Origin of the sequence: Lysinibacillus sp. GbtcB16, from assembly GCF_019091145.1 — a bacterium.
Lineage (GTDB): Bacteria > Bacillota > Bacilli > Bacillales_A > Planococcaceae > Lysinibacillus > Lysinibacillus fusiformis.
Map to the genome: position 1 here is coordinate 2,259,811 of NZ_JAGXJV010000001.1, position 26,895 is coordinate 2,286,705.

Annotated in this window: 24 protein-coding genes; 6 read left to right on the forward strand and 18 right to left on the reverse strand. The window is 39.4% G+C overall.

Annotated elements, in window-relative coordinates; genetic code table 11:
- The first annotated feature begins 76 nt into the window (after window positions 1-76).
- Window positions 77-994: a DMT family transporter gene (locus KVT27_RS11525; RefSeq protein WP_217581324.1), complete on the forward strand. Its 918-nt coding sequence runs from the start codon at window positions 77-79 to the stop codon at window positions 992-994.
- Window positions 995-1,159: 165 nt separating this feature from the next.
- Window positions 1,160-2,212 carry a Cj0069 family protein gene (locus tag KVT27_RS11530; protein ID WP_217581325.1) on the forward strand — a complete coding sequence of 351 codons (1,053 nt, stop codon included), beginning with the start codon at window positions 1,160-1,162 and terminating at the stop codon, window positions 2,210-2,212.
- 29 nt (window positions 2,213-2,241) lie between these two features.
- Here KVT27_RS11530 and KVT27_RS11535 read toward each other — a convergent pair whose 3' ends face one another.
- The 3 genes from KVT27_RS11535 to KVT27_RS11545 form a co-directional block, all read right to left on the reverse strand.
- Window positions 2,242-2,874 (reverse strand): LysE family translocator, encoded by a 633-nt coding sequence (locus KVT27_RS11535; RefSeq protein WP_008178185.1) that lies wholly within the window; start codon window positions 2,872-2,874, stop codon window positions 2,242-2,244.
- A 117-nt stretch (window positions 2,875-2,991) separates the two neighbouring features.
- Window positions 2,992-3,735 (reverse strand): tetratricopeptide repeat protein, encoded by a 744-nt coding sequence (locus KVT27_RS11540; protein ID WP_036126899.1) that lies wholly within the window; start codon window positions 3,733-3,735, stop codon window positions 2,992-2,994.
- Window positions 3,736-3,822: 87 nt separating this feature from the next.
- The gene (locus KVT27_RS11545; protein WP_217581326.1) at window positions 3,823-5,538 is read right to left on the reverse strand and encodes a methyl-accepting chemotaxis protein; all 1,716 of its coding nucleotides are present in this window, start codon (window positions 5,536-5,538) and stop codon (window positions 3,823-3,825) included.
- A 206-nt stretch (window positions 5,539-5,744) separates the two neighbouring features.
- On the opposite strand from KVT27_RS11545, the gene KVT27_RS11550 reads away from it, so the two are divergent.
- From KVT27_RS11550 to nspC, 3 genes are all read left to right on the forward strand, one after another.
- On the forward strand, window positions 5,745-5,951 hold the full coding sequence (locus KVT27_RS11550; RefSeq protein ID WP_036126902.1) for a hypothetical protein: 207 nt from the start codon (window positions 5,745-5,747) through the stop codon (window positions 5,949-5,951).
- 227 nt (window positions 5,952-6,178) lie between these two features.
- Window positions 6,179-7,408, forward strand: coding sequence for a saccharopine dehydrogenase family protein (locus KVT27_RS11555; RefSeq protein WP_036126904.1), 1,230 nt, complete (start codon window positions 6,179-6,181; stop codon window positions 7,406-7,408).
- The gene (gene nspC, locus KVT27_RS11560; protein ID WP_025116106.1) at window positions 7,405-8,544 is read left to right on the forward strand and encodes a carboxynorspermidine decarboxylase; all 1,140 of its coding nucleotides are present in this window, start codon (window positions 7,405-7,407) and stop codon (window positions 8,542-8,544) included. The genes KVT27_RS11555 and nspC overlap by 4 nt, the downstream gene beginning before the upstream one ends.
- Before the next feature lie 120 nt (window positions 8,545-8,664).
- On the opposite strand, the gene KVT27_RS11565 is transcribed toward nspC, so the two are convergent.
- The 5 genes from KVT27_RS11565 to mce form a co-directional block, all read right to left on the reverse strand.
- The gene (locus KVT27_RS11565) at window positions 8,665-9,153 is read right to left on the reverse strand and encodes a chemotaxis protein CheW (RefSeq protein WP_008181662.1); all 489 of its coding nucleotides are present in this window, start codon (window positions 9,151-9,153) and stop codon (window positions 8,665-8,667) included.
- Between the two features lie 26 nt (window positions 9,154-9,179).
- A complete protein-coding gene (locus KVT27_RS11570; RefSeq protein ID WP_036126907.1) occupies window positions 9,180-10,295 on the reverse strand; it encodes a M20/M25/M40 family metallo-hydrolase in 1,116 nt (371 codons plus the stop codon).
- 136 nt (window positions 10,296-10,431) lie between these two features.
- Window positions 10,432-11,385 (reverse strand): hypothetical protein, encoded by a 954-nt coding sequence (locus tag KVT27_RS11575; RefSeq protein WP_036148979.1) that lies wholly within the window; start codon window positions 11,383-11,385, stop codon window positions 10,432-10,434.
- Between the two features lie 128 nt (window positions 11,386-11,513).
- A complete protein-coding gene (locus KVT27_RS11580; protein WP_025116102.1) occupies window positions 11,514-13,061 on the reverse strand; it encodes an acyl-CoA carboxylase subunit beta in 1,548 nt (515 codons plus the stop codon).
- Between the two features lie 5 nt (window positions 13,062-13,066).
- A complete protein-coding gene (mce, locus tag KVT27_RS11585) occupies window positions 13,067-13,480 on the reverse strand; it encodes a methylmalonyl-CoA epimerase (RefSeq protein WP_217581327.1) in 414 nt (137 codons plus the stop codon).
- Window positions 13,481-13,605: 125 nt separating this feature from the next.
- Between mce and prli42 the strand changes: the two genes are divergently transcribed.
- Window positions 13,606-13,701 (forward strand): stressosome-associated protein Prli42, encoded by a 96-nt coding sequence (prli42, locus tag KVT27_RS11590; protein ID WP_150907189.1) that lies wholly within the window; start codon window positions 13,606-13,608, stop codon window positions 13,699-13,701.
- 21 nt (window positions 13,702-13,722) lie between these two features.
- On the opposite strand, the gene KVT27_RS11595 is transcribed toward prli42, so the two are convergent.
- From KVT27_RS11595 to KVT27_RS11640, 10 genes are all read right to left on the reverse strand, one after another.
- Entirely contained in the window at window positions 13,723-14,700 is a 978-nt protein-coding gene (locus tag KVT27_RS11595) for an aromatic acid exporter family protein (protein ID WP_036126910.1), read from the reverse strand.
- Between the two features lie 188 nt (window positions 14,701-14,888).
- Entirely contained in the window at window positions 14,889-15,329 is a 441-nt protein-coding gene (locus KVT27_RS11600; protein ID WP_008179942.1) for a BrxA/BrxB family bacilliredoxin, read from the reverse strand.
- 154 nt (window positions 15,330-15,483) lie between these two features.
- A complete protein-coding gene (gene meaB, locus KVT27_RS11605) occupies window positions 15,484-16,581 on the reverse strand; it encodes a methylmalonyl Co-A mutase-associated GTPase MeaB (RefSeq protein WP_036126911.1) in 1,098 nt (365 codons plus the stop codon).
- On the reverse strand, window positions 16,581-18,734 hold the full coding sequence (gene scpA / locus KVT27_RS11610; RefSeq protein ID WP_217581328.1) for a methylmalonyl-CoA mutase: 2,154 nt from the start codon (window positions 18,732-18,734) through the stop codon (window positions 16,581-16,583). The genes meaB and scpA overlap by 1 nt, the downstream gene beginning before the upstream one ends.
- Complete coding sequence (locus KVT27_RS11615; RefSeq protein WP_217581329.1) at window positions 18,731-20,434, reverse strand: methylmalonyl-CoA mutase family protein; 1,704 nt, start codon at window positions 20,432-20,434, stop codon at window positions 18,731-18,733. Before KVT27_RS11615 ends, scpA begins: the two co-directional genes overlap by 4 nt.
- 121 nt (window positions 20,435-20,555) lie before the next feature.
- Window positions 20,556-21,899: a dihydrolipoamide acetyltransferase family protein gene (locus KVT27_RS11620; protein WP_036221650.1), complete on the reverse strand. Its 1,344-nt coding sequence runs from the start codon at window positions 21,897-21,899 to the stop codon at window positions 20,556-20,558.
- A 167-nt stretch (window positions 21,900-22,066) separates the two neighbouring features.
- A complete protein-coding gene (locus KVT27_RS11625) occupies window positions 22,067-23,050 on the reverse strand; it encodes an alpha-ketoacid dehydrogenase subunit beta (protein WP_016993882.1) in 984 nt (327 codons plus the stop codon).
- Window positions 23,050-24,066 (reverse strand): thiamine pyrophosphate-dependent dehydrogenase E1 component subunit alpha, encoded by a 1,017-nt coding sequence (locus KVT27_RS11630; protein WP_036126916.1) that lies wholly within the window; start codon window positions 24,064-24,066, stop codon window positions 23,050-23,052. The genes KVT27_RS11625 and KVT27_RS11630 overlap by 1 nt, the downstream gene beginning before the upstream one ends.
- Before the next feature lie 88 nt (window positions 24,067-24,154).
- Window positions 24,155-25,582, reverse strand: a complete 1,428-nt coding sequence (gene lpdA, locus KVT27_RS11635; RefSeq protein ID WP_217581330.1) for a dihydrolipoyl dehydrogenase — start codon at window positions 25,580-25,582, stop codon at window positions 24,155-24,157.
- Window positions 25,583-25,767: 185 nt separating this feature from the next.
- A complete protein-coding gene (locus KVT27_RS11640) occupies window positions 25,768-26,862 on the reverse strand; it encodes a Leu/Phe/Val dehydrogenase (protein ID WP_008179924.1) in 1,095 nt (364 codons plus the stop codon).
- Window positions 26,863-26,895 lie beyond the last annotated feature (33 nt).

The window sequence follows — 26,895 nt, forward strand, 5'->3', positions numbered from 1 at the left end:
CGTGTTAACACGATATTTATTGGTTTATAGATCGCTTATAATCACTTTATATTGATAGTTTAGGAGATGTTCATCCATGAATCAAATCATCCCAAAAAATCGTACCCTCGGTTTTTTACTAGTTATCCTCGGGGCAAGTTTTTGGGGAATCGGTGGAACCGTAGCCCAAAGACTGTTTCAGCAGGAGCAAATAGCTGTAGAATGGCTAGTTTCTAGTCGTCTACTTTTGTCTGGTCTATTACTCATAGGAATATATAAAATAACCCATCGACATGGGTCAATATTTGTAATGTGGCGGACAAAACAAAATGCAATGAGACAACTTCTATTTAGTTTACTCGGCATGCTTGCTGTCCAATATACGTATATGATGTCTATTTCTATTGGAAATTCAGCAGTAGCCACGCTTCTACAATATTTAGCACCTTTGTTCATTATGGTGTATTACTTCTTATCTAAGCAAAGCCCGCTGACAAAACAGGATAGTATTGCTGTTACACTTACGCTTGTGGGAACTTTTTTATTATTAACAAATGGGTCCTTTTCTACACTATCAGTTCCTTTTATGGCGGTCTTCTGGGGTGTAGTATCAGGACTTTCAGTTGCCTTTTATACACTATATGCAGTTCCACTTCTCCAGCAATTTCATTCCTTACTTGTTGTGGGTTGGTCCATGATCATTGGAGGAATCGTTATGAGTTTTTTCCATCCACCATGGGCTATTGATGTATCAGACTGGACATTTTCTACGATTGCCTATTTTCTTTTTATTATTATATTCGGCACCATGCTAGCTTTTTGGTTTTATATTGCTAGCTTGCATTATTTATCCCCAAAGGAGTCAAGCTTGTTAGGTAGTTTAGAACCATTAATGGCCGTCATCACAAGTGTATGGTGGTTAAAAATAAGCTTTGGCGTTTATCAATTTATTGGCACTTTGCTTATTCTTCTAATGATTCTATATCTTACAGTGTTTCAGAAGAAACAGGCTTAAATAACCAAATATCTGATTTTTCTGATTTCAAGTAGTTAATACCTCCTATATTAAATATTAGTTTATATGAATTTATACATAAAATTTACATATTTCATATATCTTTTCTCCTTGTTTGTCTACTATACTGAAAATAAATGACAAACAAAAAAGGAGGTATTATGGATGAATAAAAAAGTTATTTTTTTCGAGGTTGAGGGTGGCACAGATAAAGGACCAGATGGCTATCGCCCAGATACAATGCCGATGGTGGAAGCTTTAAAGCAACGTGGACAAGATGCAGAGGTGCTATTTTTTGATAATGCAAAAAAACAGCAAATTTTTGACTACGTGAAGGAACATGGTGCTGCCTATGTATCACGTATAAACCCTGGCAATTTACAACATGAAGAAGAATATTTTGGGATGCTCCGAGAACTTTGCCAAGTAGGCGTAATGGGCATGCCACATCCCGATGCGATGATTAGCTACGGCTCTAAAGATGTATTATCCAAGCTGATTGCTACTAATTTAGTACCTGATGATACGTTCGCCTATTATACGATTGAGGCATTTAAAGCTCAATTTCCTACTTCACTAGCATTAACAGAACGTGTTCTGAAGCAAAATCGTGGTTCTACAGGTGAAGGTATTTGGCGTGTAAAATTAGTAGAACCTCTAGCCGAAGGAATGACTGAAGTTCCACTAGATGCACAAATTAAATGTACGGAAGCGAAAGATAATCATGTTGAATATTGGTCGCTTGGAGACTTTATGACATTCTGTGAGCCCTATATTACTGGACCGAATGGTATGTTGATCGATATGCGATTTCTTCCACGTATTACAGAAGGTGAAGTTCGCTTATTGATGTTGCGCAATCACCCCGTTCACGTGGTACATAAAACACCTGCTAATACCGAGGATGCCTTTAGCGCAACATTATTCTCAGGTGCACAATATCGCTATGATTCACCAGAAGATTGGCAAGAGCTGGTCGAAAACTTTCTATCGCAACTCCCTCAAGTAACGAGCCTATTGGGGGGTTATGACTTACCACTAATTTGGACAGCTGATTTTATGTTAGATACGGATGAAGCTGGAGCAGATTGCTATATATTAGGTGAAATGAATTGTTCTTGTGTGGGCTTTACTTCAGAGCTTACCTTAGCACATCAAGTAGCAGAAGAAATTATGGCTTGTCTCCAAAAGCAGACAACAGTCATTTCACCATCATAAAAAAAGTGCGATCTGAGTGATCGCACTTTTCATATATAAATTTTAATTGCTTGTATAAATTCATATATAAAATATCCAGCAAAGCCAATTAACAAGAATCCTGCGACAATCGTAAATGTTTTAATCATCTTACGATTCATGGCTTTACGCGTAACTGAGACAATGGTTAGTAAACCAAGATCGTGGAGTAAAATTCCACTCAGAACACCTGCAGCAATAATTAAAAAGCTTGATTGCTCCCCTTGTCCATAAGATTTAGCTAGAACCACGCCGAATACATTGACCCAAAAAACAAGGTTACCAGGGGAAATCGCTACCAATAATCCATTAAAATAAGAGGCAAAAAAGGACTTGGTTACTTTTTCTCCTGCCAATGTAATATCATGATCGGCATTCTTAATAGAGTCATACCCTAACAAGAATAAAAAGCCCGCTCCAATGATCCACATCGGAAGCTGTACCATAGGCATTGCCAAAATAGAGGCTAATCCCATATACAAGGCAAAAACTAATACGATGTCAATGGTCATGCCACCAAGCCCTACAGCCCAGCCGTGCAGAAAACCATTTTTAAGTCCTTGCTTTGTCATTTCAACTGTAATTGCACCTACAGGCATGGCAATGGCAAGTCCCACTAATACATACGCTACATATAAACTCAAAAAAACACTTCTTTCATGTCATCGATAAGCTTCATACGTCCGTTTATACATTCATAATAGCATAAATATACTCAAAAGGAAATAATTATTAATAGTTTAAACATCTCATTTCTAGATTTATAGCATTTGTTTTTTCCATTGTCTTAACATATCATTTGACTTCACAAGATCCATTTTCAAGGTAATTTGCTTGGTAGAACAGCGTTTTTTAGCTCTTTCCCAAGCCTCTTCTAAAGCAGGTAAATAGCTTAAATTTTTCGTAGCAGCTACAAGCTGTAAAAAAATATTCCCTTGAATAAAGTGCCAGCGAGGATTCATACCATCTAGCTGTATGGCTTCCTCAATAAGTCTAAGTGCTAAATAAGGGCTCCCCTCATGACGATTTAAAAATTGAGCAAAAGCACCCCAATAGAGCCCCTTGTTAGGCTGTAATTTGATAGCCTCCGCAAATTGGATCATTGCTTTGTCCTGTTCTTTAGTAAGAACGTAGTATTCAGCCATCGTGTAATACGCGTTTGCCTGTGCTTCAATGGGTCCGGCTAATAATTCGTCTATTACCTTCCCAAACTGTTCAGCATCTTGAGTACCGATATAGGCTGTAAGAACATCTCTCTCTGGGTAAGAACCATCTGTACGTTCTGTACTTTGCATGACTTTTTCATCAGTCGTTTCGGGCATATTGGCATATCCATTTGCCTCGAGTAATGCAACATGTTGCTGAATAAGCTGATGGGTCTCACCTTCTAAATTTGTCTGGTTGGCAAGAATCTCCTTCGCTAGCTGATAACTCTCTTTTACTTGACCACTTAAAAATAAGTCATTCATTTGCTGTACTTGCTCATCCATTTGTTTTACCACCATTAAATCCTCACCTTCACCAAAAGAAAAATCTTATTGATAGTGTACCATCTTAGACACGCAAGCAAAAGCTAACTTATTCTAATTTTTCTACAATTCTTTTAATTTAAATGCTTTTACGTGTTGCTCTAGTGTATGTGCCATATGGGTCGTTTCATTCGAACCTTGTGCAACCTCATCAATACTTGCTGTTGTTTGCTGGGCTGCTAAAGTAATTCTATTCATGGCTCCTTCGATGTCTCTAATGGATTCAGTTAATTGTTGTATCATCTGGACAATTCGAGCTGACTTTTCATTTTCAGCAGTCACTGCATGAGAAATACTTATAATTTCCTCAACGGTCTTCGCTACAGCGTTTGAAATATTCCCCAACGATTGTGCTGTTAAACCGACAGTCTCTGTTCCTTTTTCAATATATTGCGTATTATCATTCGTTGACGACATTACTTTCTGAACATGTTTCATCATATCCTGAATAAGCTGTTCAACTTGTAATACTTCTGCATTGGACTGCTCTGCTAGCTTTCGCACTTCCTCAGCAACAATCGCAAAGCCTTTTCCTTGCTCTCCTGCTCTAGCTGCCTCGATAGAAGCATTCAGTGCTAGTAAATTCGTTTGTGATGCAATACCAGCAATAGATGTTGTAATTGCCTGTATTTTAGCAGCAGACGTAACTAAGTTTTCAACAGTATGCTTCACTTCATCTGATCCACTTTGAATCGATGCCATATCATTATTTATGTCTTTGGCTAGCCTTTCTCCCTCTGTTGCTAGTTTCATTGTTTCTCGTGCATTATTAGCACTATCCGTAGCATTGTACTGGATTACCTGCAAGTCATCTGCTAAGGAGGTAAGCACTTCGGTAGCATTTTCAGCATGATGCATGCCTGCTGTCACAGTGTTTGTTACCTCTTCGATATTATGAGCGACCTCTTGAATGGTATTTGTCATATCGTTTAAGGTGCAAGCGGTTTCATCAGCATTATTAGCAAGTGTATTAGAAGTAGAACGCATGGTCATGATCATACTTTGCAGGCTAGCGGTCATACGATTTAATGTCTTCGCTAAATCCTCTACCTCATCCTTGCTATTTATTTTTGTTTCAGCTACTGCTAAATTGCCATTCGCAATTTCTTTGGCCTGTTGAATAAGAACACTAATTGGCTTCACTTTTCGTCGGATTAAAAACCCTGTAATAATTGAAGCAATCAGCATAGGGAAAATACTAATTAATATCCCACTTCGCACAACATCCCATGTACGCTCCTTGACAATATTGGCGTCAAAATCGATCACGCTGATGGCAATGATTTCTTTACTGGAATCGTGATCTTTGAAAATGGGCGCATAACCCGATAAGCGATCCATGTCAGCATACGTATAGGGCTGAGAGTAAGTTGGATGCTTATCTTGTAACAACCTATCAATCGCCTCTTGATCCAAATAGAAAGAATCCCCAGGGGCAAATCCTTTCTCGGCTAATTGGTCGTCCAGCGCTAACAATGTACCATCAAGGGACAGAATATATTGAGTTTGAAAAATATCTTTGTGTCCGGTTGTCCAGTTTAAGTCATTCCCAATCCGATCCTGAGCTGCCTGATCGCCACGCATGGCCTTGTCCATTAGTTCAGGAGCAATTAAACCAGTCGTAATATTGGCACATCCATATGCCTCCACACCAGCAGCATCATAAAGTTTATTGTAAGCAGTTATGTATGTAGCGAACGATGTAATCCCTAGCATGACCACTAAAATACCAGCGATAATCGTTCCAAGTTGAAAAGTTAATGAATTTCGTAATTTCACGATTCATCTTCTCCCCTTTCTTGTAATAATCTATGAATTTTCCCTTTATTTTCTCATCATACTATAAAAAGATGTATTAAAAAAGCATCTTTAATTTTTCCTATAAAATAAAAGTATTGGATAAAAGTTCTGAATTATGCGATAATTGAAGTGGACTAACTTTATTTTGAGGCATTTATCATTCATCTACAAAGGGGGGGCTTACAATGAATAAACGTTTTCATTTTGTATCGCTTATTACTGGAAATTTGCTAACAATAGGAGCCATATTCATTTATGCCGTGCAAAGCCAAGTACATGTAGCCCTCAGTACGTATGCACTAGTGATGGGATTTTTAAGTACATTACTTGTGATTTTCTTCTATGTATGGGGAGATGAAAAGCAACAAATATCCAGTCGATTTTTAAAATAAAAAGAGTGAAATGATGTTCTGATGTTTCAAGCAATGAGGTCCCTTGCTACCCTTGTAGAAAAGGGATTTTTTCATGTATTCCATGCTTTTTTCTTCTGATTACGTCTAATTGATGTAGAAAAATTAAAATTTTTGTAGAAAATTTTAAAACAATGATTGAGTACTATATCAAATTTCTGTATAATCAGCTTGTTTGACAATACTTTTATGAACTTGGGGGTAGACAATTGGGTAAAGCATTGATTATCGGAGCTGGCGGAGTTGCCAGTGTTGTGGTACACAAGTGTGTTCAAAATTCGGACGTATTTGAGGAAATTTGTATCGCAAGTAGAACTGTTTCAAAATGTGACGCTCTAAAAGAAAAACTAGACGGCGGAAAAACAAAAATTCATACTGCACAGGTAGACGCAGATAATACAGAAGAGGTTATTGAGCTTATTAAAGCCTTCGGACCAGATGTAGTGATTAACGTTGCCCTACCTTATCAGGACTTAACGATTATGGATGCTTGCTTAGCGACAGGTGTGCACTATGTGGATACTGCAAACTACGAGCCACCTGAAACGGCAAAATTTGAATATAAATGGCAATGGGCTTATAAAGAGAAGTTTGAAAAAGCTGGCTTAACTGCATTACTTGGTAGCGGTTTTGACCCAGGTGTAACAGGCGTTTTCACTGCTCATGCGCAAAAACATGAATTTGATGAAATCCACTATATCGATATCGTGGATGCAAACGCAGGAGATCATGGTTATCATTTCGCAACAAACTTCAACCCAGAAATTAACATTCGTGAAATAACAGCGAATGGTCGTTACTGGAAAGAAGGCGAGTGGGTTGAAACGGCACCACTTGAGAAAAAAGAAGTGTATAACTTACCAGAAATTGGACCAAAAGATATTTACCTTCTATACCATGAAGAGCTTGAATCACTAGCAAAAAATATTAAGGGTTTAAAACAAATCCGCTTCTGGATGACGTTCTCTGAAAAATACTTAACACACTTAAAAGTATTAGAAAACGTTGGTATGACATCAATCGAGCCGATCGAATTTGAAGGTAAAATGATTCAACCAATCCACTTCCTGACAGCGGTATTACCAGATCCAGCTTCTCTAGGACCACGTACAAAAGGTAAAACAAATATCGGTTGTATCATTCGCGGTCTAAAAGATGGCAAAGAAAAAACGTATTATGTGTACAACGTATGTGACCACGAAGAATGCTATAACGAAGTGGGCTCACAAGCAATTTCTTACACAACTGGCGTACCTGCTATGATTGGTGCAATGCTTGTGATGAACGGCGAATGGCGTAAACCAGGTGTTTGGAATGTAGAAGATTTCAATCCAGATCCATTCATGGATGCATTAAATAAATGGGGTCTACCATGGCAAGAAAGCCATAACCCAGAGTTACTAGACCTTGATTTAGATACAAAGGAATTAAGCCGATGAAACCAATTGATTTTTCAAAAGTTCCATCCCCTTCTTATGTAGTGGATGAGCGATTATTAACAAAAAATCTTGAGCTTTTAAAATCAATTCAAGATCGTACAGGCTGCCGCATTTTACTAGCCCTTAAAGGGTTCTCTATGCATTCAACTTTCCCGCTAGTAGGGGAATATTTAGCAGGCATTACAGCCAGCTCCCTGCATGAGGCACGTCTTGGCTATGAAAAAATGGGCAAAGAAGTACACGTTTATGCACCTGCTTATATTGAGCATGAAATGGACGAGCTTCTAGGCTATGTAGATCACGTCGTATTTAACTCATTTAACCAATGGGCTCAGTTCAAGGATAAAGTAAAATCTACTGGTAAAACAATTGAATGTGGTATTCGTGTGAATCCTGAGTACTCTGAAATTGAAACAGCTCTTTACGATCCTTGCTATACGAATTCCCGTCTTGGAACGACTTTGGCTAACTTCGATAAATCCCAACTTGACGGCATTGATGGCTTACACTTCCATGCAATGTGTGAACAAAACTCGGATACGCTAGAGCGTATTATTGAAGTAGTGGAAGAAAAATTTGGTGATGTATTACATCAAATGAAATGGTTGAATTTCGGTGGTGGTCACCATATTACACGTGAAGATTATGATGTAGAGAAGCTTGTGAACATCATTAATTATGTGCAAGAAAAATATAACCTGCTTGTGTATTTAGAGCCAGGTGAAGCAGTAGCCCTTAATACAGGTTATTTAGTAGCTACTGTGCTTGATATTCAAGAAAATGGGATGGATCTTGCTATTTTAGATACATCGGCAACATGTCATATGCCTGATGTACTTGAAATGCCCTACCGTCCAATGATTATTGGTTCAGGTCAAGCCAATGAATTTGCCCACACATATCGCTTAGGTGGACTAACATGTCTTGCTGGTGATGTTATTGGTGATTATTCATTTGAACAGCCCTTAAAACCAGGAGATCGTCTTGTATTTACGGATATGGCCCATTATTCAATGGTAAAAAACCATATGTTTAACGGTGTTAACCTGCCTTCTATCGTTTCTTATAATGATGAAGAAGGTATTAAAATTATTCGTGAATTTAAATTTGAAGACTACAGTGGTCGTCTTTCTTAAGAACGCGACAAAGCCCTTCCATTTTTGCAGGAAGGGCTTCTTTTTATAGCTGTATAGTCTTGGGATCTGTTCATACATCGCCTTGTCCCACCAATTTGAACATAAGAAAAACGTAGAAGCCTAAGCCTCTACGTTTTCTTTTTCATTTTCAAGCATTTTGTGTAAATAATTGATAATTTCACGAATACCCTCTAATGAATTGACGAGTATTTTTGGGTCAACATACGTAATCATTCGGTTTTCAAGATTAGCCACAGCTGTAAAATAGCGAGTTTTACTATAATTCACAAGTCCTAGCTGTTGAAGTATAGACTCATCTAAATCAAGAATTTCACGAGCTTCCGTAACAAGTAACCCATAGTTAACAACATCTGTATTCAATACAATTACTCGAGCAGTTGCTGTATTGGAAGAGCGATTATATAATATTCGTTCAAAATCTAGGACAGGCACAAGCTCCCCACGAATTCTTGTAAAACCTAAAAGATAGTTAGGTAAATGAGGAATAGGTGTTACCTGCTCTAATTTTTCAATTGAAATCGCTTGCTCTACAGGCACTGCATATTCCTCTGTACCACAAGCAAAAACTACTGCTTTTACACTTTCCATATGGTCACACCCTTCAAATTCGACTATTATTTTTTCGCAGATTCTTTGACGATCTCAACTAGTAAATCTGCTAATTTTTCTAATTCTTCAACGGGTATTTTTTCATTTGTCGTATGAATATCCTCATACCCAACTGATAAATTAACTGTTGGGATACCAAAGCCTGCAATCACATTTGCATCGGACCCACCACCTGAAATACCTAATGTAGGGGTACGATCAATTTGGCGTGCCGCTGCCATTGCCACTTGAACGACTTTGTCTGATTCGGTTACACGGAAACCTGGATACATAAGCTTCACTTCAACTTCAGCTCGTGCCCCTAATGAAGCAGCTACTTGTTCAAATGTCTCTTGCATATGCTTTGTTTGAGCATCTAATTTTGTTTTATCAATCGAACGCGCTTCAGCTAGAATAGTAACTTCGTCGCAAACAATATTTGTCGCCTGTCCACCCTCAAAGCGACCAATATTGGCTGTTGTTTCTTCATCTAATCGACCTAGCTTCATCTGTGCAATACATTTTGATGCAACTGTAATAGCTGAAATTCCTTTTTCAGGCGCAACACCAGCATGCGCAGTTTTACCGATAATCTTCGCAAAAATTTTCGCTTGGAACGGTGCTGCTGTCACAATACCTCCAACTTTGCCATCACTATCCACAGCAAAGCCATATTTTGCTTTAATAATAGATGGATCCAATTCTTTGGCACCAACAAGACCGCTTTCTTCACCAGCAGTAATAATAAACTCAATATCTCCGTGAGCAATATTTTGCTCTTTTAAGCGTTTTACCATTTCTAGTAGTGCCGCAAGTCCAGCCTTATCGTCCGCACCTAAAATTGTTGTGCCATCCGATACAATATAACCGTCTTCACGTAATGATGGCTTTATGCCTTTACCAGGAACAACTGTATCCATATGAGAAGTAAAATAGATCGGCTCTACATCTAATGTGCCTTTTAATGTAGCAATAATATTGCCTGCACCATGTCCGTTACGTGTATGGGCGTCATCTTGGATTACTGTAAATCCAAGTGCTGATAACTTATCGACTAAAATTGGTGCGATTTCTTGTTCATATTTTGTTTCTGAATCAATTTGAACGAGCTCAAAAAACTCTTCCACTAAACGACTTGTCATGTTGTAAAACTCCCTTAGTTTACGTGATTTTCCACGTTATAGTATAAGTATTATTTTAGCACAACGTCAGAAGAGTTGAAATCATTCAACAATACTCCCCATATAAAAAGTCTGAGAAATGAATCTCAGACTCAACTTACGCATTGAAAATGGCTCCTTGTTCTTGTTCGATTGTTTGTAAATAGTTCGCTGCTTTACTATGTTTATCCTGTAAGCGCCAAATTGTATTATGTACATCATCTTGGACACGTGAAACCTGTTCTCTTGCGGTTGAAATTTTGGAATGGACCGACCAAGCTGAAAAAAGATCATCGAAGAAATAGTCCGCAAATTTAACAAAACCATCTGTTTCCACTTGTAGTGTCTTTGTAGACATCTCATGAACATCTAATAGCTCATTGTGAAAACGTTGCAACGCAATTTGTGCACTATGTATGTAATTTTCTGATTGATCAAGTGCACCATGCTTTAAGTGTGTAGCGATTACTCCACCACCAAAGAAAGTATCCCAAGTCGAATATTCGTTGGCCGAATGAAGTGACGCAGCTGCTTGCCCCAACTTTGTCAGAGCTACCTCCCCTGCTCCTTCTGCTTCTTGAATTTCAGCAATGAGTTGCTTTGTGTGAATTTTTTCCTGAGCTAAATGCTCCAATCTCTCTGCCTGTGCAGGATTATGGATTTGTAAATAGCCCTTCTGTGTTGCGTGAATTTCTCGAAGCTCATCTTGTAAGGCTATCGTATTGATTTGAGCTAATTTCTGAGTTATTTGAACTTTATCTTTGCTTAAATCCGTCTGCATTTTCTTCGCTTCTTTAATTTTTAATTCAAGCACGGCTGCTTTATCAATTTTTTCAGCCCGTAATTCATCTTGTTGCCCCGTCCAAGTACGAATCATATTCATAAATGAAAAACCCTCTAATTTATGTAGTTTGGACCGAATTTGATTGAGTGTACTAAAATGTTTGTTTATTTCCTGTTGGGTATGCTCAATCTGCTTGTCAATTAACAGTCCTTGCTCGTTTAGCCTTGCCGCTTTTCTTAGTTGTGTATGAATCTTTTCCTGCTCTTTTTGTAATTGCTTCCATTCCATTCATATCAACTCCTTATATATCAGTACGGATGACAAGGAAAAATGTTTCAATTTTCATTGATAATATCACATACTAATTTTTAGAAATAAAACGCCTAGTAACTGTATAGCTACTAGGCTTGGACTTTTTATAATGGAATATTACCATGTTTTTTCTCAGGACGCGTTTCCTGTTTATTAGATAGCATATCAAGTCCTTGAATCAGTTTAATGCGTGTATCTCTTGGATCAATAACATCGTCTACCATTCCACGAGATGCAGCAACATATGGATTAGCAAATTTCTCTTTATATTCTTCAATTTTTGCCGCACGTGTTGCTTCTGGATCATCTGATTTTGCAATTTCACGGGCAAAAATGATGTTTGCTGCTCCGGCAGCTCCCATAACTGCAATCTCAGCGTTTGGCCAAGCAAATACAAGGTCTGCACCAATTGATTTAGAGTTTAGGGCAACGTAAGCGCCTCCATAAGCTTTACGTAAAATCACTGTAATTTTTGGTACAGTTGCTTCGGAGTAAGCATAAAGAATTTTCGCGCCATGACGAATGATGCCACCATGTTCTTGTTTAACACCTGGGAAGAAACCAGATACGTCTTCAAATGTAATGATTGGAATATTGTAAGCATCGCAAGTACGGATAAAACGAGCTGCTTTATCAGAAGAGTCTATATCTAATCCTCCAGCAAGTACTTTTGGTTGGTTACAAACAAGACCAACTGACTCACCAGCAATACGTGCAAAGCCAACTACAACGTTTTTCGCAAATTCTGCATGAACTTCCATGAATGAACCTTCATCCACTACTTGTTCAACGACTTTACGTACATCATAAGGACGTGTTGTTTCAATCGGTACAGTATCTACGATTTCTGGACGGTAGTCATCCCCCTCTGGTCGATCTTGACGAGGTGCTTTTTCTTTATTATTTTGGGGTAGATAGCTTAACAGTTTTTTAATTTCTTGAATTGCCTCTTCTTCAGATGGTGCACGGAAATGAGCATTACCACTTACTGCATTATTTACTTTCGAACCACCTAAATCTTCAGCAGAGATTTTTTCACCTGTTACAGTTTCGATCACTTTAGGTCCTGTTATAAACATTTGAGATGTTTTATCGACCATTAAGATAAAGTCTGTGATTGCAGGAGAATATACAGCTCCTCCAGCACATGGCCCCATAATTACGGAGATTTGCGGAATAACGCCCGAGTAAATCGCATTTCGGTAGAAAATATGACCATAGCCATCTAGTGAAAGAACACCCTCTTGGATACGTGCGCCACCTGAATCGTTAATACCAATAAATGGTGTGCCATTTTTCGCAGCGAGGTCCATAACTGTTGCCATTTTTTTCGCATGCATTTCACCTAGTGCGCCACCAAACACTGTAAAGTCTTGAGAGAATAAGTATACTGGACGTCCGTTAATTTTACCGAAACCAGTTACAACACCATCACCAGGACCTTCCATTTTTTCCATTCCGAAGTCTACTGTACGGTGAGTAATAAATGGGTTGATTTCAAAAAATGTGCCTTCATCTAGTAACAAATCAATACGTTCACGAGCTGTTAATTTCCCTTTTTCATGCTGTTTTTCGATGCGCTCATAGCCACCACCAAGTTCAATTACCGTCTTACGATCATACAAGTCATTGATTTTGTCGAACATATCCATATTAATCACTTATCCCCTTTTCCACTTTTATCACATAATTCATATAACACCCCGAACGAAGATTTAGGATGCATGAACGCAACCTCTGCACCTCCAGCACCAGGTCCTGGCTCTTCCGATAAAAGACGTACACCTTTTTCACGAAGCTCTATCATACGCTCACGAATTCCTGTCACACCAAAAGCAATATGGTGAATACCTTCTCCACGTTTTTCAATAAATCCATGAATGGCACTTTTTTCACTCATTGGTTCTAATAGCTCCAATTTCACGTTGCCTGCGTCGATAAAGGCAACACGAACTTGTTGTGAATCTACTTCTTCCACTTTCAATAACTTTAAACCTAAAGTTTCTGTATAATATGTAATGCGTTCATCAAGATCGCGCACAGCAATCCCAATATGGTCTACTTTCTCCATGGTGACATCTCCTTCTGTTATGGTACATACTCTATTTTACAGACTTTTTTGTCAAAACTCTACTACTTGAGAAATTTTTCAGATTTGATAAACTATTTATAAGAAAAGAAGGAGCGAACGAGCATATGAGTAATAAAAAGTTTCAAAAAATCGTTGTTTATACTATGGTCGCAATCATGCTAATCTCATCTCTAGCATTTGGTTTATCAATGCTAGTTTAAGGCAAGGCCATAGCGTCCACACTACTGTGGGCGCTCTTTTTTTACCTTTAAACCCTTAAATGACTGCTTTATTTCTAAATACCTGTCCATTTCCTCGATAAACTGATAGAGTGCGGCTTGAGCGATAAATTGCTCATGATTTTGCGGCAATGGTAGCTGAGAGAAATCATGTTTCACCTGCTCTAGCTTTTCCCGATAATGACTCGCTGTATTTCCAGAATGAATATGTCCCCCGAGGTCTTGTAAAAAATCTGCCACAATTTCAGCCTCTTGTACTATAACAGGTAAAGTTGTAATTTTTGGTAATACTCTTTCGATAATTTCTAGCTGTTTTTCTCGCATATCGAAATACATATAGTAATCATTTTTACGTCTCGTAAAATGGTTTTCAACATCTTTAAATGCCAAGGACTTTGCATCATTTAATGTTCGAATAGCTTCAATGATCTCATGCCCATCCCATAACGTATCCCCTTGTCGTAAATAGCTAGCAATTTCTAAAAATATTTTGCTATACAGCTCCTCAATTTTAACTCTGTAGTAATTTAATTCCTTTTGAATATCTGGCATATACATATTGATGGCTATACCGGTTCCATAGCCGATAGCCATCAACGCTAATTCATTATAAACAAGCTCCATCGAAAAACTTTTAGCGGCGTAAATATGCATAATAATGACGACACTAGAAATAAATCCGTCTGCAACTCTCAAGGACACAATCGTTGGGATAAAAAGCAATAGCATACCTGCTAGTGTTAGTGGCTGGTAGGAAAAAAGTTCAAAGCTTACAAAGGCAAAAAACATGGCCACTATACTAGCAACTAATCGTGTATAGGCTGCATGGATGGATTTTTTCTTCGTTGGCTGAACACATAATATCGTTAGAATACCAGCAGAGGCATACGAGGCTAAATTAAAATATTGAGCAATGGCAATCGCAAGTGCTGCACCAATTGCTGTTTTTAAAGTTCGATAGCCGATTGAAAACTTCTTCAGGCCGACTGCCTCCTATCTTTTAGTACTCTTCAGTGAATATCGCTAATTATTTAGCCAATATTACAAAAATTTTAATGGTAATGCTGAACTATCTATACATGATAATTAAGTAGGAAGCCTGCATAGATCAACTTTCTATGAGGCTTTTCTACTTAGTTATAAAGGATTGCTCTTATGCAAAATTTGACTTACAGCTCGTCACAATATTCTTCAAAGTTTGCTTGTAAGTTTGTCACAACTGACATCGGGTCATGCCCTTCAATTTCATAGCGACCCACTTCAGCGACAACTTGTCCATCTTTTAATAGAATAAATGATGGTGAGGATGGTAGGTGATCTTCCCCAAAAAGATAACGAGCCGCTGCAGTCGCTTCTTTATCTTGTCCTGCAAATACAGTTACTAAGTGATCTGGGCGTTTATCGTAATGTACACATTGCGCTGCTGCTGGACGAGCAATACCACCCGCACAACCACACACTGAGTTCACCATAACTAATGTTGTACCTGGACGAGCAAACGCCTCCTCAACAGCCTCCGGTGTTTTTAGCTGTTCGTAGCCAGCCGTTTCAATTTCAGCACGAGCTGTTTTTAAAATTTCCTGCATAAATAAATCGTAATCCATATTCATATAGCGATAGCTCCTTTCAAATCGCGTCAATTCAGCTTTTTATAGTAGGTATTTGACGCACATACATCTCTTATCATAGCAGTTTGCAACGAATTTGTGCACCCACTTGCTCATACATGTCAGTTGAATTTTCTAAGCTTATAAAGAAACTAGTTTACTGATCTTCCTGTTCCTCGCTAAATAAACGATCTACACCTTGTGTAACCGTTAGTTGGCCACTTAAAATTTGACGTTCCAGAAGCTGTACCTGTGCTTTACGTTGTGGATTTCCATAGAACATATCTATTAAATGATCAGTAATCATGGATTGGAACCACTCTTTTGTTTGTTTTTGACGTCGAGTAGCCCAATACCTGTTTGATTCAACAATTTGTTTAAATTCTTCTATGGTTCCCCAAACCTTATCGAGACCCCGTTTTTCCAATGAACTAACTGGCATTGCAGTTGACATCCAGCCTGGTGTAGCAGGCTGTAAAAAATGCAGAATCTGTTTATATTCTGCGACAGTTTTTTTGGCAAGCCGCATATTATCACCATCCGCCTTATGCACAACAATGGCGTCTGCTAACTCCATAATGCCCTTTTTCATGCCCTGCAATTCATCCCCTGCTCCAGTTAAAACTAGAAGCAAGAAGAAATCCACCATGCCTCGGACATATGTTTCACTTTGTCCCACACCCACTGTTTCAATGAGAATGACATCATAGCCTGCTGCTTCACAAACTAACATCGTTTCACGTGTCTTTTTATGAACACCCCCAAGGGTACCAGCCGATGGTGAAGGACGTACAAAAGCAGTAGGCTTCTTGACGAGCTCCTCCATGCGCGTTTTATCCCCTAAAATACTCCCCCCTGATAAAGAAGAGCTTGGGTCAATCGCAAGGACTGCTACTCGTTTTCCTATGTCACAAAGCATTGTTCCGAAAGCCTCAATGAACGAGCTCTTCCCCGCTCCTGGAACGCCCGTAATCCCGATTCGAATACTCTTTCCTGTATGCGGTAAAAGCTCCTGTAAAAGCTCCTGTGCTTGGACTTTATGAGTGGCATTCGAGCTTTCAATGAGGGTAATCGCTTTTGACAAATGTGTGCGAGAGCCTGCGCGTACTTGTTGTGCAAGCTCTCTAATATTAACAATGTCGGCTTTTTTCTTTCGGAATTTTTTTGGTGTACCATAGTGCATACCGTCGTGAGTCGCCTCGACTCCGCCCATCACAAATAGCGCACTTTCTTCCATTCCTTTGTTGTTGTCCATTATTCAGACACTTCCTCATAGCCTAAACGTTTGTAGATTTCCTCAATGATTTTTTGTGCGGATACAGGAATCACGGTACCTGGTCCAAAGATAGCTACTGCCCCAGCATTATAAAGGAAATCATAGTCTTGAGCAGGTATAACACCACCCACAATGATGATAATATCCTCACGCCCTAATTTTTCTAGCTCCGCAATCAATTCAGGCACTAATGTTTTATGACCCGCCGCTAACGAAGAGACACCAATGACATGAACATCATTTTCAACAGCCATTTGTGCTGCCTCAGCCGGTGTCATAAATAATGGAGAAATATCTACGTCAAAGCCTAAATCAGCATAGCCTGTTGCGACAACCTTAGCTCCACGGTCATGTCCATCTTGTCCCATTTTAGCTACTAAAATACGTGGACGACGGCCTTCGTTTTCAAGGAATTCTTCTGTCATTTGCTTCACTTCTGAAATTTGCTCCTCATCGGAGAAGTTGGCAGAGTAGACACCCGAAATAGAACGGATGACAGCTTTATGTCGCCCAGAAACAGCTTCAATTGCATCCGAGATTTCTCCTAAAGAGGCACGTGCACGAGCCGCATCAACTGCTATAGCTAGTAAATTTTCTTCGCCATCTTGCGCCGCTTTCGTTAAACGAGCTAAATGTTTTTGAACCTCAGCCTCATCACGTGCTGCTTTCATCGCTTCTAAACGCTCAATTTGTTTTTGTCGCACTAGGGTATTATCAATATTTAGAATGTCAATTGGCTCTTCTTTCGTCAGACGATATTTATTTACACCAACAATCGTCTCTGTCTTGGAGTCAATTTTCGCTTGACGTTTAGCAGCTGCCTCTTCAACTTTCATTTTAGGAAGACCTGTTTCAATTGCTTTCGCCATACCACCAAGTGCTTCAATCTCTTCAATTAATGCCCATGCTGATTTAGTAATTTCTTCTGTTAATTTCTCCACGTAGTACGAACCACCCCATGGATCAATTACTTTCGTCATTGCTGTTTCCTCTTGTAAAAATAACTGCGTATTACGTGCGATACGTGCAGAGAAATCCGTTGGAAGTGCAATGGCTTCATCTAGTGCATTCGTATGCAATGATTGCGTATGTCCCATTGATGACGCATTTGCTTCGATCAACGTACGTGCTACATTATTAAACGGATCTTGCTCTGTTAATGACCACCCAGATGTTTGCGAGTGGGTACGCAAAGCTAATGTTTTCGGATTTTTTGGATTAAACGTTGACATCATCTGTGCCCAAATACGACGTGCAGCGCGCATTTTAGCCACTTCCATATAATAGTTCATGCCAATGGCCCAGAAGAACGATAGACGTGGTGCAAATGCATCGATATCAATGCCTGCTTTTAGCCCTGTACGCACATACTCCAAACCATCTGCTAACGTATAGGCAAGCTCAATATCATTTGTTGCTCCCGCTTCTTGAATATGGTAACCAGAAATCGAAATTGAGTTAAATTTCGGCATATACTTTGCTGTATATTCAAAAATATCTGCAATGATTTTCATCGACATAGCTGGTGGGTAAATGTATGTATTACGCACCATGTATTCCTTTAAAATATCATTTTGAATCGTCCCTGCTAATTTTTCTGGTGTTACGCCTTGTTCCTCTGCTGCTACAATATAGAAAGCAAGAACCGGTAGTACGGCACCATTCATTGTCATAGAAACGGACATTTGATCTAACGGGATTTGATCGAAAAGAATTTTCATATCCTCAACAGAGTCAATCGCTACACCTGCTTTTCCTACATCCCCTGTAACTCGTGGATGATCAGAGTCATAGCCTCGGTGAGTTGCTAGGTCAAACGCTACAGATAAACCCTTTTGTCCCATTGCCAAATTTCGCTTGTAAAAGGCATTGGATTCTTCAGCTGTTGAGAAACCAGCATATTGACGAACAGTCCAAGGTCGAGCCACATACATAGTAGGGTATGGTCCGCGTGTATTAGGTGCAATACCTGCTACATCATTTAAATGTTTAGCATCCTTGATATCTTCTTTTGTATAAATATCTTTAATTTCAATACCTTCATTTGTCATAAACTTATCATCAGACGCTTGAGGTGCATTAGCTGATAAAACTTTTTCTATTTCAATTGCATTAAAATTTGGCTTACTCATCGTTGGACCTCCTTTATGCTCGCGAACACTGACTGTAATTTTTCAATGATGTTCTGTCCTGCGAAAATAAAGCCGTTTAAGCCATTTGCTAGCCAAGCTTTTTCTTCGTCTTTAAATTTCCCAGCCACATCCACAAGTACACCTGCTGGTTTGTCTGCTAAAATGGCATGGACAAATTCCTTTGTATCCTCATCATTACCTGCAATGACAACATATTTAGCCTCTGTTGCCTTTAGCCAAGCTATTGCCTCTTCAACAGTTGCCGCCGGTTCACTTTTTTCAGGAACAAGACCTACCGTATTTAAGAAACCAGCAATAAAATCTGCTCTTGGCTTGGAGCTTTTTAATGTACCTAATGCTAAAATACCTGTTTTCACATCAGCTGCCGTCATTTCTGCACGCAGCTTTTCAAATGGAATAGCACTTCGTTTAATGCTAGCAAATAACGGATTCGTTTCACTTTCAAGTGCATCAGCTGGGTTGGCATAAATATTCGTTCCAATCAATGATTGCTTACGTGTATGTGCAGCATGAATACGAGATTGATACGATTTCTCTACTTCTTCAGCGAGCTTGCCAGATGCAGTGTATTCATCAATGCCGCCAGCTGCCTCTATTTCTAAAAATAACGCCCATGCCTCTTTGACAAAGTCTGCCGTTAACGACTCGATAAAGTAAGAGCCACCTGCAGGGTCTATTACTTTTAAGACATTTGTTTCTTCTTTTAAAATTAATGACACGTTACGAGCAATACGTACTGACTGTTCTGTAGGCTTTGTTAACACATCATGCGGATGAACCGTAAAGAGATCAGCACCGCCGATTAGCCCAGAAAGCGCTTCATTAGAAGATCGTAATAAATTCACATAAACATCCAATTTAGAGAAGCTTCTTAAAGATGTTTCAGCAACAGTTGGAATTTTTACATTTTCCGTAACATCATAGGCAGATGAGAACGCTTTCCAAAGTACTTTAAAAGCACGGAGTTTTGCAATCTCTGTAAAGAATTGCGTATCAACAGCAAAGGATACAAAAAATTTCTTTGAAAATGCTTCAAAGCTTTCTTCCTGTTCTACAAATTTTGCTGCTAATGCAAGTGCATAGGCCAATTCTTGAACGGCGTTGGCACCCTCATTATGATATAGGACTGTGTTAGCGCCGACTGAGCGCACGCTCGGAAAAGCATGTAAAGAGATTGGTTCGTTCGAAACGATGAAACCTTTCACAGCTTCTCGCTGATCCAAAGCAATTTTGTCAAACACTGTTAATAATGGGTCTTTTGTATCTTTAATAGTAATTTTAAATGAATATTCTGAGAAATATGATGCTAATTTGACCAATATATCTTCTGTCCAGTCAAAATTAACACGACTATCAATGGTAATAACTTCATTACCTCGAGCTAAACTGTCATCAAGCTGTGCAAAAAACGCTTCACTCGTATCAGCATGAATTTGCTGAGCTACTTGAAATGCTAGACTATTTTGTAGGGAACGAATTGTGGCAACTTGTCGATCAAGCTCATCACCAAGCTTAGCTACTAAACTTTCTTGTGTGTAAATGGGCTGTAGTGTAACACCCTCATTTGTTTTTGTGAATAGAGACTCAAATGGTTTCCCCTTTAAAGCTTTGATTGCTGCATCTTGCCAGTCTGAATAGGCCGGCTTTTCAAATTCAATATTTTTCATGTTGTTTGACATGCGGACGCTTAATCAGCTTCCCCCCTTAGTAGTTTCTATTTGTTATTCTACATGACAAATTGCGACTCGGAAAGCATAAAAAAAATCGGAAACCCTTATACAGCAGGTTTCCGACAAGTCATCAGTAGACTGACGTCGAAGATTTATTTGTATTTTCGAGTATTTCTTTTACTCTATTTAGGAATTTACCACATACTAGTCCATCCAACACACGATGATCTAATGATAAACATAAATTCACAATATCTCGAGCGGCAAACATTCCACCTGGTAAAACGACTGGTTTTTTTACAATACTTTCCACTTGCAGGATAGCAGCTTGTGGATAATTGATGATACCCATTGATTGAATAGAGCCAAATGCTCCCGTATTATTTACGGTAAATGTACCACCTTTAATATCATCCATGGCTAATTTTCCAGTTCGAACCTTGTTAGCAAGCTCATGAATTTCTCTAGCAATTCCTTTAATGGATTTTTCATCCGCGTGTTTTATAACAGGCACGAATAATGCATCATCTGTCGCTACTGCAATCGAAATATTGATGTCATGCTTTTGAATAATTTTATCCTCAGCCCACATCGAATTCATCATTGGGAATTCTTTCAAGGCTTGAGCCACTGCTTTTACAAAGAAGGCGAAATATGTAAGATTAAAGCCTTCTTTTTGCTTAAATTCACCTTTTAGGCTATCTCGATAAGCAACTAAATCTGTTACGTCCACTTCCATCATCATCCAAGCGTGTGGAGCCTCATGAACACTTCTTACCATATTATTAGCAATTGCACGACGGACCTTCGTCACTGGAATTTCAATATCTCCTGGCTGGATAGGTTGTACCGGTGCGGCAGGCTTTTCTGCATGCTGAGCTTGTGCAGGAGCTGGCTGTTCAGATGGTGCTTGACTCGTTGCTGGCGCTGGTGCCGCGCTAGTTGCAGTTGGGATATTGCCCGTTTCAATTAGTTTTAACAAGTCTTTTCTTGTAATGCGACCACCCTCGCCCGTTCCCGTAACTTGTTCGAGTGCAATATCATGCTCCTGTGCAAGTCGAAGAACAGCAGGTGAGTAGCGTACTTTGTCCTTACGCGCTTCTTTTGGAGCGGCTGAAGGAGGAGTAGAAACTGATTGTGATGCCTCTTGTTTCTTTTGAACACCTGCATTTAAAATCGCTGTGCTTACAGCAGATTTTTTTTCAGGCGGTGGAGGTGGTAATTCACTATCTCCTGCAATTTCAATTGAGCATACGACTGCACCAACTGGCAATGTTTGACCTTCTTGCGCAATTAGCTCCGTAATAACCCCTTCAAACGACGATGGAATTTCTGCATTTACTTTATCTGTCACAACTTCTGCTAAAGAATCATATTTTTTTACTGTATCGCCAGGCTTCACAAGCCATTTTTCAATTGTACCTTCTGTTACACTTTCGCCGAGCTGTGGCATAGTAATATTTTGAACCGCCATCATTTATTCCTCCCATCAATTAAGCCTAGGCGACATTGTACCTGATGCAGCGCTAAATTAATAAACGAAGATAGGCAAATAGACAGATTTTGACTTTCAAACGGCTAAGTCAAAATCTGTTCTTCCGTCTGAGGCTTTCATTTTTTCAATCAGCCTTGCTTGGTATGTTAAAATGCCGCAAGTTCTCGCATCGCACGTTCAACTTTATCAGGATTAATCATAAAATATTTTTCCATTGTTGGTGCATACGGCATTGCTGGCACATCAGGTCCTGCTAGACGTTGAATTGGTGCATCAAGCTCAAATAAACAATGCTCCGCTATAATTGCGGCAACTTCACTCATGATACTACCTTCTTTATTATCCTCCGTAACAAGTAATACTTTTCCTGTCTTACTTGCTGCCTCAATTATTGCTTCCTTATCAAGTGGATAAACTGTGCGTAGGTCAAGTATATGCGCAGAAATTCCATCTGCAGCTAGACGCTCTGCCGCTTGTAGCGCAAAGTGTACAGCTAAACCATAGGTAATGACCGTCACATCATCCCCTTCACGCTTCACATCAGCCTTGCCGATTGGTAACGTGTAATCGTCTAGCGGTACCTCACCCTTAATTAATCGATAAGCACGTTTATGTTCAAAGAATAATACTGGATCTTCATCGCGAATTGCTGCTTTCAGCAATCCTTTAGCATCATACGGAGTTGATGGTATAACAATTTTTAAACCAGGCGTACCCGCAAAAAGGGCTTCAACGGATTGAGAATGATAAAGCGCCCCATGGATTCCTCCACCAAAAGGTGCACGGATTACCATTGGACAAGTCCAATCATTATTAGAACGGTAACGGATTTTAGCTGCCTCAGAGACGATTTGGTTGACCGCTGGCATAATGAAATCAGCAAATTGCATTTCTGCGATTGGACGCATACCATACATCGCTGCCCCAATACCAACCCCTGCAATAGCACTTTCTGCAAGTGGCGTATCTAGTACACGGTATTCACCGAATTGATCGTACAGACCTGTAGTGGCTTTGAATACACCGCCTTTACGGCCAACGTCTTCTCCTAAAATGAAAACTCGCTCATCACGTTCCATTTCTTCTTTCATTGCTAATGTAATCGCATCAATATAAGACATAACTGCCATTACATGTCACCTCCGTCCACTGGTGCATAAACATATTTCATGGCATCCTCTGGTTGTGCATATGGAGCCGCTTCTGCATAATCAGTCGCTTCATTCACTTCTGCCATCACACGTTCTTCAATTTCAGTACGTACGTTTTCAGTCATGACGCCAGCATCTGTTAAATACTTTTCGAATAACACAATCGGATCTTTTGCCTTACCTTCTGCTATATCTTCAGCCGTACGATATTGACGATCATCATCATCCGAAGAGTGGGCTGTTAAACGATATGTGACTGTTTCGATTAAGCTTGGGCCCTCTCCATTACGTGCACGGTCCGCTGCTTCTTTTACCACTTTGTAAACTTGTAATGGGCATTTCCCATCAACTGTCACACCTGGCATACCGTAGCCAATTCCACGATCAGAAACCTTCGCGCAGCCTAACTGGCGTTCAACGGGTACAGAGATCGCATATTGATTGTTTTCTACCATGATAATAACTGGCAATTTATGAACACCTGCGAAGTTTGCTCCTTCATGGAAATCTCCTTGGTTAGAAGAACCTTCACCAAGTGTCACGAAAGAAACAAAATCCTCTTTTTGTAGACGTCCTGCAAGTGCTACGCCAACTGCATGCGGCACCTGCGTTGTTACAGGCGAAGATCCTGTTAAAATACGATTTTTCTTTTGACCAAAATGCCCTGGCATTTGACGTCCACCAGAGTTTGGATCTTCTGCTTTGGCAAATGCAGATAACATCAGCTCTCTTGGTGTCATACCAAAATGTAAAACAACACCCATATCACGATAATATGGTGCAATATAATCTTTATCTTTATTTAGTGCAAAGGCTGCCCCAACTTGTGCTGCCTCCTGACCTTGACAAGAAATAACAAACGGAATTTTACCAGAACGGTTTAATAACCACATACGCTCATCTAATCTTCTGGCCATTAACATTGTTTCGAACATAGCAAGTACATCTTCATTTGACAAACCTAAATCTTCATGTTTGATTTGAACATCTTGCATACGAACACCCCTTTCGTATTATAGAGAAATAACTATCTTATCCTATATCCCCACATTTGGATACGTTAGTTATGAAATTCAGAAAAATTTAAAAATGGATAGCACGACCATCAACTGCTAAAGCAGATTCCACTAATACCTCATTTAATGAAGGATGTGGATGGATTGCCTGACTAATTTCCCATGGCGTTGCATCCAATAACTTAGCTAAGGATGCCTCTCCAATTAAATCTGTCACGTGCGGCCCTACCATATGAATACCCAAAATATCATTTGTTTCTTCATCAGCAATAATTTTTACAAAACCTTCTGCTTCTCCATTTACTAATGCCTTACCAATTGCCTTGAACGGGAATTTACCGATCTTTAATGAAAGGCCTCGCTCTTTGGCAGCAACTTCTGTTAAACCGATGCTAGCAACCTCAGGATATGAATAAACGCATTTAGGTACGTTCAGATCATTTAAATGCTCGGTTTTACCTGTCGCGATATGCTCGATCGCTGACAGTCCTTCATGAGAAGCAACATGTGCTAACTGTAAGCCACCAATCACATCCCCAATGGCATACATATGTGATTCCTTCGTTTGATAAGAATCATTCACTTTAATGAAGCCATTTTCCACTTCGATTTCTGTATTTTCCAAACCAATATCTTGCGTGTTGGCTTCACGACCTACACAAAGTAAAAGTTTATCTGCCTCAAAGACTTCTTCCTGATCATTCACTTTGGCAGAAATGAAAACGTTATCATTTTCTATTTTGAATGTATCTGCCTCTAAACGAGCATTTGTCACAATGCGAACTCCACGCTTTTCAAGCTGCTTTGTTACTTCTTTGACAATATCTGCATCTTCTGCAGGTAAGATAGTTGGTCCGTATTCTACAACTGTTACATATACGCCAAAATCGCAAAGCATAGATGCCCACTCAATACCAATGACACCACCGCCAACGATTAACAATGATTTTGGTAAATGATCAAGCTCCAACGCATGATCTGAATTCATCACATATTGACCATCAACTGTTAATCCGGCCATACCTCGCGGCTTTGAGCCAGTTGCAATGACAACATTTGTCGGTACAAGCATTTCATTTTCTTCCCCATTAGACATTTCTACCGAGATCGTTCCTGGCATTGGCGAGAAAATAGATGGACCTAAAATTCGTCCTGTACCATGATAAACATCTATTTTACCTTTTTTCATCAGTGTATTCACACCTTGGCTTAATTGCTCAACGATTGCTTGTTTCCTAGCTTGAACTTTGTCAAATTGCAGTGTTACACCTTCAATATCGACACCATATTCACTAGCCGTTTTATTAGCCATTCGATATACTTCTGCACTTCGAAGTAAGGCTTTACTTGGAATACAACCTTTATGCAAGCATGTTCCGCCTAAACGCTCCCGCTCTACAATAGCTGTTTTCAAGCCTAGTTGTGCAGCTCTGATGGCCGCAACGTAACCGCCTGTACCTCCACCTAAAATGACAACATCATAATTTTGAGCCATGTTTATTCCCCCTTTTGAGAAAAGTGCTAAAGTATTCTATCTATTAAACAAGCACCCTATCAATTAGCTTACGGTCTATTCTTGCTTAAGAAGAACTTTAGCTTTACTACAACGATGCTCTTAATTGTTGGTAAAATTAGAAGAAGTCGACAATGCGACTTCTCCAAATTTTCAAACCTTGTATATTAGCGACCGTGTAAAATATTTTTTTCATTTTTTAAGAATTGGCTGCGAGATTTCGCCACACGCGCAATGCGTTCTTCAGCTAAACGATTCGCTGCCACATATGTCGGAATGCCATCTCGTTTTGAAATAGCAAAGATCTTTTCAATACTATCATAAATACCGTCAACGCGTTTCAGAGCACGTTCACGATTATAGCCATATAATTCATCCGCAACGTTAATAACGCCACCAGCATTAATCACATAGTCTGGTGCATAGACAATCCCTAATTCATGGAGGTAATCACCATGACGTGAATCTTTTAACTGGTTATTAGCAGATCCAGCAATTACTTTTGCTTTTAGTTGTGGAATAGTTTCATCATTTAATATAGCACCTAAAGCACAAGGTGAGAAAATATCAACGTCTTGCGCGTAAATTTCATCTGGAGCTACTGCAATTGCGTCAAAGTCATTTACAACTCGATCAATTGCTGCCTGATTGATATCTGTTACAACAAGTTTTGCCCCTTCATTATGTAAATACTCGCAAAGCTTGTAAGCTACATTTCCTAGACCTTGTACAGAAATTTTTAATCCCTCTAATGATTCTGAACCGAATGCTTCTTTTGCAGCCGCTTTCATACCGCGATAAACACCATACGCCGTTACTGGAGATGGATTCCCTGATGAACCGAATGCAGGTGAAATTCCTGTTACATAATCTGTTTCCTCATGGATTAAATCCATATCTGTTACCGTTGTACCTACGTCTTCTGCAGTAATATAACGGCCATTTAAGCCTTGGATGAAACGACCTAATGCACGGAACATTTCTTCGTTTTTATCTTTAAATGGGTCACCGATAATGACCGTTTTTCCACCGCCAAGGTTTAAACCAGCTGCCGCATTTTTGTAAGTCATGCCTCGTGCTAAACGCAATGCGTCTTCCACTGCATTTTCCTCTGAAGCATATGTCCACATACGTGCACCGCCTAATGCTGGTCCAAGTGTTGTGTCATGGATAGCGATAACCGCTTTTAACCCTGATGCTTCATCTTGGCAAAATACCAATTGTTCATAATCATACTTTTCCATATACTTGAAGATTTCCATGAAACTCGCCCCTTTGCTTTGGAAAGTGCATCC

Excerpts from the sequence above, each read along its gene's own strand:
- nspC (WP_025116106.1), top strand. The coding sequence starts at position 7,405 with ATGAAACCAATTGATTTTTCAAAAGTTCCATCCCCTTCTTATGTAGTG.
- KVT27_RS11625 (WP_016993882.1), bottom strand. The coding sequence starts at position 23,050 with ATGGCAGTTATGTCTTATATTGATGCGATTACATTAGCAATGAAAGAA.
- meaB (WP_036126911.1), bottom strand. The coding sequence starts at position 16,581 with ATGGACAACAACAAAGGAATGGAAGAAAGTGCGCTATTTGTGATGGGC.
- KVT27_RS11565 (WP_008181662.1), bottom strand. The coding sequence starts at position 9,153 with ATGGAAAGTGTAAAAGCAGTAGTTTTTGCTTGTGGTACAGAGGAATAT.
- KVT27_RS11525 (WP_217581324.1), top strand. The coding sequence starts at position 77 with ATGAATCAAATCATCCCAAAAAATCGTACCCTCGGTTTTTTACTAGTT.
- KVT27_RS11575 (WP_036148979.1), bottom strand. The coding sequence starts at position 11,385 with ATGGAATGGAAGCAATTACAAAAAGAGCAGGAAAAGATTCATACACAA.
- KVT27_RS11640 (WP_008179924.1), bottom strand. The coding sequence starts at position 26,862 with ATGGAAATCTTCAAGTATATGGAAAAGTATGATTATGAACAATTGGTA.
- scpA (WP_217581328.1), bottom strand. The coding sequence starts at position 18,734 with ATGAGTAAGCCAAATTTTAATGCAATTGAAATAGAAAAAGTTTTATCA.
- KVT27_RS11580 (WP_025116102.1), bottom strand. The coding sequence starts at position 13,061 with ATGGATATGTTCGACAAAATCAATGACTTGTATGATCGTAAGACGGTA.
- KVT27_RS11570 (WP_036126907.1), bottom strand. The coding sequence starts at position 10,295 with ATGACAAGTCGTTTAGTGGAAGAGTTTTTTGAGCTCGTTCAAATTGAT.
- KVT27_RS11600 (WP_008179942.1), bottom strand. The coding sequence starts at position 15,329 with ATGAATATGGATTACGATTTATTTATGCAGGAAATTTTAAAAACAGCT.
- KVT27_RS11540 (WP_036126899.1), bottom strand. The coding sequence starts at position 3,735 with ATGGTGGTAAAACAAATGGATGAGCAAGTACAGCAAATGAATGACTTA.
- KVT27_RS11530 (WP_217581325.1), top strand. The coding sequence starts at position 1,160 with ATGAATAAAAAAGTTATTTTTTTCGAGGTTGAGGGTGGCACAGATAAA.
- KVT27_RS11630 (WP_036126916.1), bottom strand. The coding sequence starts at position 24,066 with ATGCAAGATGTTCAAATCAAACATGAAGATTTAGGTTTGTCAAATGAA.
- KVT27_RS11615 (WP_217581329.1), bottom strand. The coding sequence starts at position 20,434 with ATGTCAAACAACATGAAAAATATTGAATTTGAAAAGCCGGCCTATTCA.
- KVT27_RS11620 (WP_036221650.1), bottom strand. The coding sequence starts at position 21,899 with ATGGCGGTTCAAAATATTACTATGCCACAGCTCGGCGAAAGTGTAACA.
- prli42 (WP_150907189.1), top strand. The coding sequence starts at position 13,606 with ATGAGTAATAAAAAGTTTCAAAAAATCGTTGTTTATACTATGGTCGCA.
- KVT27_RS11550 (WP_036126902.1), top strand. The coding sequence starts at position 5,745 with ATGAATAAACGTTTTCATTTTGTATCGCTTATTACTGGAAATTTGCTA.
- mce (WP_217581327.1), bottom strand. The coding sequence starts at position 13,480 with ATGGAGAAAGTAGACCATATTGGGATTGCTGTGCGCGATCTTGATGAA.
- lpdA (WP_217581330.1), bottom strand. The coding sequence starts at position 25,582 with ATGGCTCAAAATTATGATGTTGTCATTTTAGGTGGAGGTACAGGCGGT.